The sequence below is a fragment of the Sphingobacterium sp. UBA2480 genome (assembly GCF_002341965.1).
GTDB classification, from domain to species: Bacteria; Bacteroidota; Bacteroidia; order Sphingobacteriales; family Sphingobacteriaceae; genus Sphingobacterium; species Sphingobacterium multivorum.
The window spans coordinates 115,335-130,437 of sequence record NZ_DDPA01000008.1 but is presented as its reverse complement, the minus strand read 5'-3'; the positions used below and the strand labels follow the sequence as shown (position 1 = coordinate 130,437).

Here is a 15,103-nt window from a genome sequence, read left to right as displayed (position 1 = left end):
TTTTAATAAAACGAAATGATGAATATATTAAAAAGGTTCTATGGCAATCGCTTACTTGGGCTTCTTTCGCTGGCTATTTTAATTGGTTTTGCTGCCTGTAAGTCTAATTCTGCAATGTATAAAGCCCCAAAGGTAAATGCCTTTCGAGGCGGAAAATTACCCGCGCCCCCGGGGATGGTTTATATTCCCTCCGGCACTATTCTTTTTAAAGGTTCTTTAGATAGTGGCAATGTAGGGAAAAATGTGAGTGTTAGCGCCTTCTTTATTGATGAAGCCGAAGTCACTAATAAACAATACCGCGAATTTGTAAACTGGGTAGCTGATTCAGTTGCTGTAACGGATTATCTCAATGATGATCAATACTTCCTGGAGATTGCCGGCGAACAGGTAGGTCAAAAGCGCATCAATTGGGCCAAGGTGAAAAAGATATCGCCAATATGGAAAAGCAACGATCCAAGTATTCAGGAGCGCCTAGCGCCAATGCTTGAAATGCACGGCAACAGGCGTGCACTAAATCCCGAGGTAATTAAATATCGGTTCTCTTACCTACAGTCTAAAGGTAATGTAAAGAAGAAATATGTTACTGATACCGTTGCTGTAATGCCTGTGGAAGATATTTGGACAAAAGACTTTCCGAATGCTCAACTTGCATCTTTGGATGCCAATTACTTTACGCATCCTTCCTTTGATTATTATCCAGTAATCGGTGTTACCTGGAGACAAGCTAGGGCATTTACAGATTGGAGAGCAAATGAGATGGCGGCAACAATACTAAAAAATTCTTATCTGAATGGATATCAATTGAGTTTGAGCTTGCCTACCGAAGCGCAGTGGCAATATGCAGCTTCTGGGAAGTTGGATCCTCAGGATACTATAGCTGGTTCTAGAATGACCATCGATGGTACGGAGGGCAAAAAGAAACTGGCGGTTAATTTTAAACAAGGCGAAGGAACTTATTCACGTGATGGCGCTACGTTCACACTACCCGTAAAATCATATATGCCGAATGCTTTTGGTGTCTACAATATGGCTGGAAATGTTTCAGAATGGACTTTGGATGCTTATAGCCCTTCTGCCGTCGTATTTGTCAACGACTTGAATCCTGCGTTGCTGTATGATGCGGATGCGAAAGATGGTGACGCCTTGAAACGTAAAGTGGTACGTGGCGGATCCTGGAAAGACAATGGTGAACAATTGAATAGCGAGACGCGTAATTATTCGGTAGACTATGAACCGCATTCTTATATCGGTTTCCGCTGTGTCATGTCGGCTTTTGAAATGCCTACTGTACAGAGCAAAACACGTAAGTACTAACCCGCTGTTTTAAAACCCCAAAATCGATAATAATGAAAACAAATATAGTATTGATAGCTGCGATGACTTTTGGAGTTGGGTCATTGTTTGCTCAGCAAGAGACAACGATAGATACCGTCCCTAAAAATCAGAACATTTTAAATAATGTCAATTCGGGAGCCTCTGGAGAAGTCATTCAAGATACAATTCCGTTAACCGATGGATTTTATCAGGCCAATAATATGGAGGATGCTGTTCCCTTTGCTTATCCTGAAGTGAATAAGAAGAATATTCGTTTTTACAAACGTGTATGGCGTGATATTGATCTGAAAGATGAAAAGAATAACATACTTGCAATCCCGGGTAATTCCCTGATCGAAGTGGTCATGAAAGCCATTGAAAAAGGCAAACTTTCACTCTATAGTCCGGATGATGATTCTTTTAAAGGCCGACTGAGTGCCCAAGAGGGGATGGCCCGTTTCGCAGATAGTGTGCTTGTGCCAATTTTTGATGGTGAAGGCAATCAGATTGATTCCAAAATGGCCCTGAATGAATTTGACCCGGCACGTGTGACCAAATTTAGAATTAAGGAAGATATCTTCTTCGATAAGCAGCGGAGCCGATTGGAAACACGGATTATCGGTGTAGCTCCCTTAATGAATATTACAACTTCCGCAGAGCTTGCGGAATCTGTCGGTGCGACACCTGCATTCTGGTTATATTTCCCACAGTTGCGATATAGTCTTATCCAAGTGGATATTTCTGATCCGGATAAGGGGCTTTATGACATGACCATGGATGATTTTTTTGTACAAAACAAATTTGCCAGTACCATCGTTCGTGAATCTTCTCCTGGTATGTTGCAGAATCTAAAAGAAACTGAAACCGGTGGACAGCAATTGGACGGAAAAAAAGTGGAAGAGAAACTGGATGCTTACAAGAAGAAATTATGGAGTAATCCGAAAGGGGTAAAAGCCGAAGAACTGGAAGGGAATCAGTCCAGTGACAGTAAAACTTCACAGAGCCAAAACCAGCAAAAGGAAACGGAACAGAAATTGTAATAAAATATAATCTGTTTTGTACAAAGCGAGTTTTTCTATAAAATCGAAAAGCTCGCTTTTGTTTAATAATTCATTATTTAATAATGTAGAAATTATGAAACTGGTACCAATATTGCTAATGGTTGCAGACGCACGATAAAAATCACATTTGAATAGGAATGAACAATAGCATTGAGAATATACAAAAGCCCATTTTAGTAATCTTGGCCGCTGGTATGGCGAGCCGTTATGGGTCGGCTAAGCAAGTGGAAAGCTTTGGGCCATTTGGTGAAAAAATAATTGATTACTCGATTTATGACGCCATTCGGGCTGGATTCGGAAAGATCGTTTTTGTCATCCGGGAAGAATTCTTAGAAATCATGAAAACAAATGTGGGAGCCAAACTTCCTGAATCTGTCGAGGTTGCGTATGCCTACCAGAATTTCGACCTTAAAAAGTATGGTATTGATAGAGTTGTGGAACGCCAAAAACCTTGGGGTACCGGTCATGCCGTGATGAGTGCCGAGCATGAAGTGGATAGACCGTTTTGTGTGATTAATGCAGACGATTTCTATGGTTATGATGCTTTTCAAAAGATGGCTGATTTTCTAACCCAAAGAGCAGATGATCAGGAGATGGCGCTGGTCGGTTTTGAAGTTGGTAATACCCTTTCCGACTTTGGCTATGTCTCGCGCGGCGTATGTGAAGTGAATGGAACAAATCATTTGCAGAGTGTGACCGAAAGAACTAACATCTATCGTAAAGGCCATGATATTGTCTATGCGCAGGATGAAAAAGAAACTGTGCTGTCTGGGGATACTCGAGTTTCCATGAATTTCTGGGGATTTACACCCAAAATATTTGAGATTGCCCGTAGCTTGTTTCCTGATTTTGTAGAGAAAAATCATGAGAATCCCAAATCCGAATTTTTTATTCCTGATTTACCGGACTATATGGTCAAGCAAGGTATTGCCAATTTTTCGGTACTGCCTACCGATGCGAAATGGTTTGGTGTTACCTATAAAGAGGATAAGGAAGAGGTGCAGCACAGTATCCATCGATTAGTTGAAGAAGGTCATTATCCGAAACGATTATGGCCAGAAAAAAAGGTCGTGGATGAAAGTATTTATTTGGATTTTTAAAAATTACTATTTCTTTTAATATACGCCGTAAAAGTTCTCCAATATCACTGGGGAACTTTTACCGTATTTATACCAATTTATTTGGTAAATTTGCAGCAACTTAAACTATCGAAGGGAAATTTAATAGATTTTAGATGAGTAATTTATGGAGGGAAGGTTTGTCCATCAACAAGCCACGTTGGATCATTCTATTATTAGATATGATGATAGTTGTTGTCGCTTTCTTTGCCAGCTATGTGCTAATCTTTAAACACAGGGGCTCGATAGCGATTGATGCAATGCAACAGCAGGGCCTCCTGGTGTCTGTCCTATACCTGGTTTGGTTCTGTATACTAGGTACATTCAAAGGCGTAGTTCATAAGACAGGTATCCGCGAACTGCAACGTATTGTGATGGCTATTGTGCTGGCTTACTTTTCTACGGTACTAGTTTCAAAAATATTAGAATGGTTGCAGCCTGACTTTTTAAAAACAATATTTCCTTTTTCAGATACACAACTGCTTTTCCACGCCTTGATTGCGGGTTTCGGAATGACCTTTAGCCGTGTGCTTTACCGAGCGCTATATCATGAACTCATGTGGGGGAATAAAGACAACCGCATTCCGGTTATTTTATTTGGTGCAGGGAATATGGGTAATACTACCTTTCATTTTATTCATACCACATCGCGCAACAAATATCGGATTGTAGCCATTATGGATGATAATCCGCACCGTATCGGAAATCGAATCCAGGGTTTTAAGATTCATGATATCAGTGAACTCAATAAAGCATTTGTTCAACGGCATGGCAATGCGGCTGAGCTTATCGTTGCAATAGATAATAGGGCTCCCGAACGATTAAGCAGAATTTTTAAGTTGGCCGAGCCGATTCCTTTAATCGTTAAAATTATTCCAGATACGGCTCGTTTGATGGCCGGGGAGGTGGCGACCAGACAAATACGCAGTTTGCGCATAGAGGATCTACTGGGACGTAAAGCAATCGACCTGGATAATCCTGCTATTGCTGCAGAGATGAAGGGACAGATCGTATTAGTGACAGGGGGAGCTGGTTCTATTGGCGGTGAACTGGTGCGCCAGCTCGCGCATACGGATTTAAAGCAGCTTATTGTGGTAGACCAAGCAGAATCCTCCTTGTATGATATTCAACAGGAGTTGAGCTCCTCCGCAAATTTTGGTCGTTGTGTATTTATGGTGGGCAATGTCCGGGATGCCGTATTTATGGATACACTGTTTCAGTTCTACCGACCGACATACGTCTTTCATGCAGCAGCTTATAAACATGTGCCTTTGATGGAAGCCAATCCATACGAATCTATTCTAACGAATGTATGGGGGTCCTACAATGTCGCTTTGCTGGCCGATAAATATAATGTAGCTAAATTTGTTATGGTCTCCACGGACAAGGCAGTGAACCCGACCAATGTAATGGGGGCTACCAAACGTGTCGCGGAGATTGCTATATCTACGGTTAACATAAACTCCAAAACCAATTTTATCGTCACGCGTTTTGGCAATGTATTGGGCTCCAATGGTTCGGTAATTCCTCTTTTTGAAAAGCAGATGCTAAAAGGTGGTCCTTTAACGATTACCGATCCGAATATTACCCGTTATTTTATGACCATCCCTGAAGCCTGCCAATTGGTACAGGAAGCCGCAGTGATGGGTAAAGGCGGTGAAATATTTGTCTTCGATATGGGCGAACCCGTTAAGATTATGGATCTCGCCAAACAGATGATCCGCTTAAAAGGCTACAATTATCCCGAAGATATTGACATTAAAGTCGTAGGTCTCCGACCGGGTGAAAAGATATTTGAAGAGCTTCTGGCGAATGGGGAGAATACCGAAAAGACGTATCATGAGAAGATTATGATTGCAAAGGTCAACACCCCAGACTTAGCACTGCAAAAAGCGCGAATTGAGCAACTTTGTGCACTCGCCAAGACTGCTGATCCGAATGATGATAAAATGAAACTAGTGCAATTAGTTAAAGATATCGTACCGGAATTCCGCTCCCAAAATTCTGTTTTTATAGCATTGGACAAGTAAGTCTATTACAAAAAAAGCCAACCTGCGTGAGCAATCGCAGGCTGGCTTTTTTTATTGTCAATTTTAATATCCCGGATTCTGTGCCAGGCTGCTGTTACCTGCAATAGCTTGATTAGGTACTGGAAAACGATTCAGATGCGTGGATGTACTAGGATTATGATCCCACCACTTTTCTGTCGTGAAAGCTTTCCATCGGATCAGATCCGTACGTCGTCGACCTTCTCCTAAAAACTCAATACTCCATTCATCCAGAATACGGTATTTGTCCATATTGGCGCTAGTCACGGGATTGGGATCGGCAGCATTGACAAAGTTCCGTTTCCGGACAGTATTGAATAGTTCTGCTGCCTTTTCCTTATTTCCTAATCTATAATCACATTCGGCAAGCATATAGTAAATCTCCGCCAATCGGATAATCGGCATATCGGCTCCCCAGCGTAAAGTATTGTTGGCGAGATTCGGGATGGGTACCTTCACCAGGCGTATGCCTGTGTTTTCCTCGCCTTCGGACATTTTAGAAGGTAACTGGTCGATGGAACTGTATTTTTTTCCTGGCCCAACTTCTGAAAAGCGACCGACCTGATCGACAAAGTTCAGGGGCTTGTCCTTATATTCCTCACCGCCGAGAATAGCCTCGCCGCTCGGTGTTTTATGGGGACCAACAATAAACATGCCCTCATATTGGTCCGAGCCACGGTAAATGTAAGGTGCTTTGCGTAGATCGCCTTGGTCAAAGGTTTCAAAAGGTGAACCTAACTTGAAGTCTTCAGTATAAAGTGAGCCGTTGGGTTTCTTCGACGGCGTCAGGTGGGCTCCATTATTCCCGCCCATGTCCTGTGCAAAGAACTGTTTCGTGTTGTAATGATAGAAGTCGGCATAAAACCAATTATACTCCAGCATCTTGAATTCCGAAGGCATAGACCAAATAATCTCGGGCGATTCATTGTTTTTAAACCCATGGACTCCGTTCCATTTGGCATCTAGGGCATAATCGCCATAAACCTTATTGACAATATCCTGTGCCAATTTTTGGCTCTCAGCATACATCGCTTTACCGATATAGGCCTCTGCATTGAAGTAGAGCTGTGCCAGCATGGCTGCTGCCGCAGCTTTTCGGATCGCACCTTCTTCCTTGTCGCCGGTCTTCTTTGCCGGAAGATTTTCAATAGCAGCTTTGAGCAGCTTTTCGATATGCGCAAAAAGTTCCTGATCGCTATTGCGCGGTAGGGACTCTTGGTCTAGGGATTCGAAAATAGGCATACCGCCAAAATAATCTAATCCACGTAGATAAAAGTAGGCGATCAAAGCATCCAATTGAGCAAGATCTGCTGCTTTCCGCTCGTCGCTCAAGGCAAATTTGCCGTAGTCCAATTTGCTGAGGTCGCTCTTTGTATCCAGTGCGAGGGCAACCCCCATCAGGGTGCCGCGCCAGCTTCCCCAAATCCAATTGTCATCCGCCGTCCAACGGTGGTAATGATAGCGCTCATTCTCGCCACCATTATACCAGTGGCGTCCCTTGGTGGTAATGGCAAAATTGTCTGCCGTATATTCCTGTAGGCGCCAGCGGTCTTCGCCCATATACCATTTGGCATGGGTAAATGGTCTAAACAAGGCCGCCTTGATATCTTTCTCACTTTTGAAAAAGGTGTCCGGCGTGACCGAACTATAAAATTCCTGATCCAATTTGGTGCATCCTGATAGCAATAATGCTACGGATAATGTTGCTATGGAAATGTATTTTTTCATGTTTGTTCAGTTTAAAAATTTACTTGTAACCCCATCATAAAGGTCCTGGTCTTTGGATAGACATTGCGCTCCTCAAATCCCGGTTCGAGGCCATTGATATTGACTTCGGGATCCAGGCCACTATAATTTGTAAACACAAAAAGGTCGCGTGCAGTGGCATAGACACGCATTGATTTTAGTGGTTTGATCCAATTTTGGTTAAAACGATAACCGATGTTCAGCGCGTCAACCTTCAGAAAAGTGCCTTTTTCCAGCCAGTAATCGCTCAACTCTTTCTCTCCCTTGATATTTTTATGTTTGTCATAGGCCTCTTCCAATACATTCTGTCCTTTTACATTGGGGAGGCTATAGTACATATTGATCATATTGAATACATCGTGGCCTATCCAGCTACGCATATAGATACTTGCATCCCAGTTTTTATAGGTAAATTGGTTGTTCCAGGATAGTTGTAAGGTCGGGATCGCATTGCCTACAAAAGACTTGTCGCCAACGGTCTTGTTGCGGTCGCGCACATCAAAGGCATTTCCATCCTTGTCATAGAGTTTCCAATAGCCGTCATCTGTAAATCCGGCAAATTTCCAGAGGAAAAACTGGCCAATATCCTGCCCTGGGTACAACCTGACCGCCGAGCCTGGTGAACCGGGTGCCGGGAAGTCTTTCCGGTCGGTAAAGGTCTGACTGCCCCATAAGGTATTGAGCCTACTTTTGTTATGCGAGGCGACAATGCTGGTGGTATAACTGAAATGCTCATTATCTACGGCTTTAAAGTTCAGTTCAAATTCATATCCCGTATTTTGCATGCTACCCACATTCATAGTGGTTTTATCGTGGATCGCCGGCGGCTGGGATACGCTGATGTCGTAAATCAGATCGTCGATCTTGCGTTTGTAAATATCAAAGCGACCGTTTAAACGGTTGTTCAGTACGGTGAAATCTAAACCGAGGTTGTATTCTTTTTTGACCTCCCATTTGATATTTGGATTTTGATTGTGCATCACGCCATAAGTCCTAAACCATTTTCCATCCTGCAAAAACCAGGTGTCGGCGCTATACATCCGCGTGGCAACTTTTGCATCAAAACCTTCATTGCCCGTTTCTCCATAGCCTGCGCGTAATTTTAAGTCATTGATAAATTTGACATCCCGTAGGAAAGGTTCCTGGGAAACACGCCAGCCTGCAGAAAGTCCCGGAAAGAATCCCCATCTGTTTTTAGGCGCAAATTTGCTGGATCCTTCGTAACGTGCTGTTGCGGTCAGGATATAGCGGTCCAGATACGAGTAGTTGACACGCCCGAAAAAGGCGGCAAGCTTCACCCAAGGGTTTTTCCAGGAGCCAATGCCTGCACGTCCGTCAGGTAAATAAGTTCCTGTGCCCATATCGTTTTCGCCAATACCATCAACGGGGAAATTAGAGTTTTCGGCCGAAAATCCTTGTCCATTAAAATCCTGGTAACTATAACCTGCCACAGCATTCAAGGAATGTTCGGCCCAACGGTTTGTATAGTTTGCGGTCCATTCAAAGACGCGGTCATTGAACCGGCTATAATATTGCTTGGCAAATCCATCCACATTATTCTCCCGTGAAATGCGATGTTGTGCCGATCGGTAATAGTTGCCATGTTCGCTGTTGTTCTTTATCCCGATGGTTGCGCTTGTGGTCAGATGTTCCGTGAGGTTTAACTTTAAGGTTGCATTGGCCAAAAGGTATTTGAATTGCTTTTCATCGCTGCGCAGGCGGGCTTCAGCCACAGGATTCCAGGTATCATAACCACCTTCCAGTACATTATATCCACTGACATCATTGGCATCATAAGGCGTTTCTGTAGGATTCATCACCAGGGCCATATTAAAAATGTCATTGTTGTTGAAGATGTCACCATTGGAGCCATAGGCTTTCACCTGGTTGTAGCTTACATTGGTATTCAGCTCCGCAAAGCCATCGAAAAATTTGAAGGCACTATTGATCCGTCCACCGATTTCATCCCGCTTGGAGGTGATCGCCATTCCTTTGGCGTCGCGTTTGGTAAAGGTGGTATAGACATTGGCATTTTCGGAACCGCCACTGATGTTTGCGACCTGTCGATGGCTAAATGGATTATTGTTGGTAACCTCATCATACCAGTCGGTGCGATGTCCCAGATCTTCACCGAGGCCATATTCCAAAAATTTCTCTGCCGATAGGACCTTTGGCCGTTTTCGGATGGATTCTACAAAGTATTCGGAGGTAAAATTCACTTGTGCTTTTCCGACCTGCGGTCGTTTTGTGGTGATCAGGATCACACCGCCAGAGGCACGTGTTCCATAGATTGCGGCAGCAGAGGCGTCGCGCAGCACGTTAATGGATTCAATATCTTCCTTCGCTACGGAGTTGATATCGCCGCCAGGAACGCCGTCAATAACCACGAGGGGTCCCTGTGAGGCGTTTACTGAATTTACACCGCGCAATTGCAAGGAGATACCGGCATTAGGGTCGGTTCCATTGGTAGAGATGACACTGAGTCCTGGAACTTTTCCTTGAATTGCCAAAAGGGGAGAGACAGCACCTGCGACCATGTCTTTCTGTTTGATGCTCGAAACGGCACTGGTCAATTCTTTCTTGTCAAGGGAACCATAACCGACAACAACAGCCTCCTCGAGCTGCTGCGTGTCAGATACCAGTTGTACATTCAAACTGGAGCCACCCGTATACGTGATTTCCCTGGCGCTATAGCCGATCATTCGAACGACGAGGACAGCATTTCGCTCCACGTTGGTCAGTGTGAATGTACCAGTGGCGTCGGTGGAGGTGCTGCTATTGCTTCCCTTTACAGACACCGTGGCTCCGGCTAGGGGATTGCCTTGCTCGTCTTTTACACTGCCCTTGACTGTAGTTTGGGCCTGCTGCATATAGGGTGCATGGGGTAGGGCGTTAGCTGCTCCAGCAAAAAAACTGCTGCTGAATAGCAATAATTTAGTAGCCACTTTAAAACTGTTGATTTTAAAATTCATGTGCTAATGTTTATTAAAAAATATTGGTTGTTTACGATAAAAGGTATTGACAAGCTCTTTGTGGAATGGTCGATGTCAGCTGTCGGCTCCAGATCAAATGGATATGTTCAAATTCAAGATACTGCATATAATTGGTGTGATATGAACACTAAATGTACGGCATTAGCCTTATAGGCGGGATCACTTGAGACAATATGAGGATATTTTGAGACGATTTGTAAGGTCAGCTTTGGCTTGAAATAATGTCGGTATTTGGGAACAGATATTTACTCGAATTTTAAGCTTAGACTTATTCAGTGTAAGTCGAAACTTCTGAAACAAAAAAAGAGCTGATAAAATTTTTATCAGCTCTTTTTTTCGAATTTTTATATTACGTGCGCACGTTAATGGCAGGCCGCCGGCTCAGGGTAATCAGCTGTAGCCATTCCTTTGACCAATTGGCCACAATGGCGCATCGAGGCTGCGTAAGGATTTTCAATTGCCTTGTCGTAACTTAACCAATACCCTTTTTCCATCGGACAGTACTGTAGGTAAACGGCCTCATCTGTACATTTCATCGTTTCCATAATGGTAAATAGGGATTGTGTGACAGCAGAAAAAGATAGCTTCATCGACTTCATATCCTGTGCAGATTTTAGGCTGGCAGCATCGGTCTTCATGGTCTGGCTCACCTTCTTTAGGCGCATCATGTCATCGAGCTGTAGACCCTTCAACCGGAAGTTCTGAACTTCCTTTTCGAACTGAACCACATGTTCCTTACTGCCGACATAGTTTTCGTCCATGATGTCTTTTTTTACTTCCATATAGGTTTTAAACAACCGGTCGCGTTGTTGTTGGGCAACATCCTGCCCATGGCTTGATTGACATGAAATCATCATGAAACAGATCAAGCATATTGTATAAATTCCTTTTAAGTTATTTTTCATTAGTCTTTGTTTATTTGGTTTTGAATACGTTTAATTTCGAGCAGCATGAGATCTAAATGCTGTTTATTTAGGGAGTCTACCTGTTTTGTGGACAGTTGATTGATTGCTGGAACTAAAGCACTCAGGTAATTTCTGACATAGAGCTGTACATCGCTACGCTGTGCCTGTGAAATGATATCTGATCCTTGTGCAATTTTGGGATTGATGATCTGATTTACCTTTTCCAAGAAAAAGCGCTGTTGTCCACGTTTGAAAACATTTACGCGAGGGTCACCACCGGGCAGGGTCCATATCGTTCCCCCGATATCGTTTAGATATTCATCAAGTCTGTAGGGATTTTCATTCGTCAGGGATTTCATATAGACATTATAGAGCATTCCCGGGCTCATCAACATATTCAGCATCTGTTCCTGTTGATCGGTGATTTCCTTATTTGCATCTTTTCCGATCAGCTCCTGAATGTTCTTCGGATACAACCATAAGGGCGGCGTCAATACATGATCATTTACATACTGCATCGCAGCTTTGACCTTTTCCCTCGGAATAGCCGCATAGACAGTGCCTTGTTGACCCCGTACCTTTTTTGTGATCTCCTGACTACCGATATTTTTCAAGACATGGTAAAGATAACGGTCGAACTGTGCGCGCACCGCTTTATGCATATCTTTTAGATTACTATAATCATCTCCAGTTTCGGCAGTCCATGCTATCAAATTGGAAACGACTCTTTTCAGATTTTTGATACCATAGCTACTGGCCAACATCGAATCATCGCCGAGATCTTCCTTCTGACTGCGTGGATCCTCTTCGTTTCCTTCACCGCCAAACCACAACTTGGGATTCGCCGTCAGGCTGTCCGTCACTTGTTTCGATAGATAAACTCGTTCGTCTTCGTCATTTGAAAATTGTGGAAGATACTGATAGCCCCATTGAATGGCCCATTTATCGTAGCTGCCGATGCGCGGATATATTCCCGCTAGCCCCACTTGGTCTTCGGGCTGCGCTACATAATTGAAACGTGCATAGTCCATAATAGATACCGTATGGCCATTTTTTTCGACCCATTGCTTGTCGCGCAATTTCTCCACCGGAGTTTGGCTACTTGCTCCCATATTGTGACGAAGACCCAGGCTATGTCCCACTTCGTGCGACGAAACAAACCGTATTAATTGCCCCATCACCTCGTCATCCAACTGCATTTTTTGTGCAGCCTTGTTTAGCGGTCCCACTTGCACCATAAACCATTGCTGAACGAGTTTCATCACATTATGATACCAGCCCACATGTGCTTCGATAATCTCGCCGCTTCTGGGATCTGAAATACGGGGACCATAGGCATTCGCTTTTTCAGACGCAAAATAACGGATCACGGAGAAACGGGCATCCTCCAGGCTCATCGTGGTATCCTGCTCGGGCCATTCTTTGCCCACAATGGCATTTTTAAATCCAGCTTGTTCAAATGCCTTATTCCAGTCATTGATGCCCGCAATCAAATAGGGACGCCATTTTTTTGGCGTTGCTGGATCGATATAGTAGACAATCTGCTTTTGAGGCTCTACCAGCTCACCTTTTAAATAGCGTTTTACATCTTTCGCTTTGGGTTCAAGGCGATAGCGCTGTATAAAATTAAGCGTTTGGGACCGTTGATCTTTATCGGTGAAGAGGATATACTTGTTGGCAAAGTAGCCTACCCGGTCATCGTATATCCGTTTTTTCATCGGCTCTTTTGGCAACAGCACCATGGAAGTGTTGGTTGTAAAAGTTAAGGTTCCTGTCAACATAGCTGCAGGAGTACCTGATGTTGAGGAATATGTTTTTGTCGTTTTTACTTCCAGGTTGATCGGAAATACCTTCATATCCGTAATGAAAGACCGGTCGTCCGCCAACGATGAAAGCTTATTTTCGCTTTTTATCTTGCTGTCAAAGGAAAGTGCGGCGTTGTCTTTCCGAAAAAGATCGGTTACCTCGACCAAATAACTGTTGCCTCCGGCCTGTAGTCCTTTGATATCCAAAATAGCGACAATTGGGTCCTCCTGCGACTGCATTAACGCTGTACGAATGGCATCGTTTTCCGGAGCGTCCTGTTTATAAATTGCTGCTCGCAGCTGTATCCGGTCACCAAGGCCTTTTTCAAAGTAGAGTGTCTGCTCATTCAGCTTTTCTCCTCCGTACATCGGAAATCCCTGTGGGGCTGAAACCAAGCGGGTTACGGTGAGGAAATACCGGTTCAACAAACTGTCAGGGATCTCCAGATACCACTTCTTTTCCGACTCGATGACGTTGAAAACGCCTGAGCGAGCAATTTTTTGCTTATTTACAATTTTGTTATAAGCTTCATGGAGGTCATTTTTTGATTTTAGAGTATCTGTTTTAGCCGCTGTCTTATTCGGGGTCTGCTGTGCTTGAACCATAGCTCCAGACAAAAGAAAGGCGAGGGTACTAAAGATAATTTTGTTTTTCATGTGTTTGTTATAGCATCTATTAAAACGGTACAGCTTCGTCTGTATTTAACCGCAAGTTTGGGTTTAACTTCATGACATCCAATGGAAATGGAATAATGTACATTCTGGAGTTTGGTGCCAGTGTGTAGGTCTTTTGTTCGACAGTCTTATTGACAATCGGGAATACACGGACAAGTGTTTTCGCATATTCCTTTTCAAGATTCAAACGTTTCAGATCAAAGAAACGATGGAATCCGATAGGTAGCTCCCGACGGCGTTCGTTAATAACCAGATCCATGGTTTCCTTTCGCGTCGTTGGAACAGCTAGGGTCGCTTTTTCTCCTTCGATCCGGGTTTTACGCAAGGCATTCAACATGTTAATAGCCTTCGCAAACTGATCCTGACGTGCATAACATTCGGCCAACATCAGGTAGATCTCCGGTGTTTTCAGCCCCACAGTAGGAAAGAAAAAAGAAGTGTATTTCACGTTGTAGTAACTTGCTCCAGCGCCAATATCCAGAAAACTGGCATTTGAGGTCGTATAGAATAGACTAAAACGCTTGTCTTCCTTATCAAACATGCTCGTCAATTCTGGACTTAAGATATAGCTGTAACCAAAGTTCATTTCCGTGTAGCCGTTCACATACATATAGCTTAATACCTCGGGGTTGTTTTCGGCGATGATAGGAGTTTTGCTTGGCCCGCCTAACTTTTCATACTGCACCAGGTCAATGAGCTGCCCATTCAGCTGCATAGCTTTTTCTGCAGCGGCTTGTGCTTCTGTAATTTCTCTTTTGAAGAGATGTACCTTTGCCTTCAGGGCATATGCAAAAGCCAAGGAGGGATGATAGGGGTTGGTGGGTTTTTCCTGCAGATGAGGTATAGCGTCGTCTATATCTTTTTGGATAAAATCGTATACCTGCTGCACGGTTGATTTTGTTGGTTTGGCCTCCAGGTCATATTTATCCATGATACAGATACCCCCGTCCTGGGCTGCTGTACTGGCATCATAAGCTTTTGCATAGACATTGATCAGGTGGAAATAATCAAAGGCCCGAAACATCTTGGCTTCCGCCTTGGCGAGCGTCTTTAATTCATTGTCCCCTGTACTTTCATCAACCAAGGAAATAATCATATTCCACTGTGCAATGTATTTATAGCACTGATTGTAAAAGCTTGATGCGGAGAGTTGGCTTACCCGATCTTCCTGTTCCTGAAATAGAAAGTTGATGGTATTGATATTGGGCGTCAAACCAATGACATTGGATTCTTTGAGGTATTGGTCATCGACCAGATACTGAAAGTTGTTGATCGGATAGCCTCTATTTGGATAGGCGACCAAATCGTAATAATCTTGAGTTGTACGCACCAATTGTGAGCCTTTGGGTGTTATATCAAGGTATTTATCGCAGGCAGTAAAGACCACTAGAGTCGCACATGCTGCCATTAGGATTTTTATAGTCATCGTAGATTCGGG

At 43.6% G+C, this 15,103-nt stretch carries 9 protein-coding genes; 4 read left to right on the top strand and 5 right to left on the bottom strand.

Annotation, left to right across the window (positions count from 1 at the left end; genetic code table 11):
- Window positions 1-15: 15 nt before the first annotated feature.
- From B3600_RS19370 to B3600_RS19355, 4 genes are all read left to right on the top strand, one after another.
- Window positions 16-1,314, top strand: a complete 1,299-nt coding sequence (locus B3600_RS19370; protein ID WP_286754096.1) for an SUMF1/EgtB/PvdO family nonheme iron enzyme — start codon at window positions 16-18, stop codon at window positions 1,312-1,314.
- A gap of 32 nt (window positions 1,315-1,346) precedes the next feature.
- On the top strand, window positions 1,347-2,354 hold the full coding sequence (gldN, locus tag B3600_RS19365; protein ID WP_286754095.1) for a gliding motility protein GldN: 1,008 nt from the start codon (window positions 1,347-1,349) through the stop codon (window positions 2,352-2,354).
- 158 nt (window positions 2,355-2,512) lie between these two features.
- On the top strand, window positions 2,513-3,475 hold the full coding sequence (locus B3600_RS19360; protein WP_286754094.1) for a nucleotidyltransferase family protein: 963 nt from the start codon (window positions 2,513-2,515) through the stop codon (window positions 3,473-3,475).
- 134 nt (window positions 3,476-3,609) lie between these two features.
- Window positions 3,610-5,523, top strand: coding sequence for a polysaccharide biosynthesis protein (locus B3600_RS19355; protein WP_286754093.1), 1,914 nt, complete (start codon window positions 3,610-3,612; stop codon window positions 5,521-5,523).
- A 63-nt stretch (window positions 5,524-5,586) separates the two neighbouring features.
- On the opposite strand, the gene B3600_RS19350 is transcribed toward B3600_RS19355, so the two are convergent.
- From B3600_RS19350 to B3600_RS19330, 5 genes are all read right to left on the bottom strand, one after another.
- Window positions 5,587-7,269, bottom strand: a complete 1,683-nt coding sequence (locus B3600_RS19350) for a RagB/SusD family nutrient uptake outer membrane protein (protein WP_286754092.1) — start codon at window positions 7,267-7,269, stop codon at window positions 5,587-5,589.
- Between the two features lie 11 nt (window positions 7,270-7,280).
- Window positions 7,281-10,259, bottom strand: a complete 2,979-nt coding sequence (locus B3600_RS19345) for a SusC/RagA family TonB-linked outer membrane protein (RefSeq protein WP_286754091.1) — start codon at window positions 10,257-10,259, stop codon at window positions 7,281-7,283.
- A gap of 383 nt (window positions 10,260-10,642) precedes the next feature.
- On the bottom strand, window positions 10,643-11,185 hold the full coding sequence (locus B3600_RS19340) for a hypothetical protein (protein WP_286754090.1): 543 nt from the start codon (window positions 11,183-11,185) through the stop codon (window positions 10,643-10,645).
- Complete coding sequence (locus tag B3600_RS19335) at window positions 11,185-13,647, bottom strand: zinc-dependent metalloprotease (RefSeq protein WP_286754089.1); 2,463 nt, start codon at window positions 13,645-13,647, stop codon at window positions 11,185-11,187. Before B3600_RS19335 ends, B3600_RS19340 begins: the two co-directional genes overlap by 1 nt.
- Before the next feature lie 19 nt (window positions 13,648-13,666).
- Entirely contained in the window at window positions 13,667-15,091 is a 1,425-nt protein-coding gene (locus tag B3600_RS19330; RefSeq protein WP_286754088.1) for a RagB/SusD family nutrient uptake outer membrane protein, read from the bottom strand.
- Window positions 15,092-15,103 lie beyond the last annotated feature (12 nt).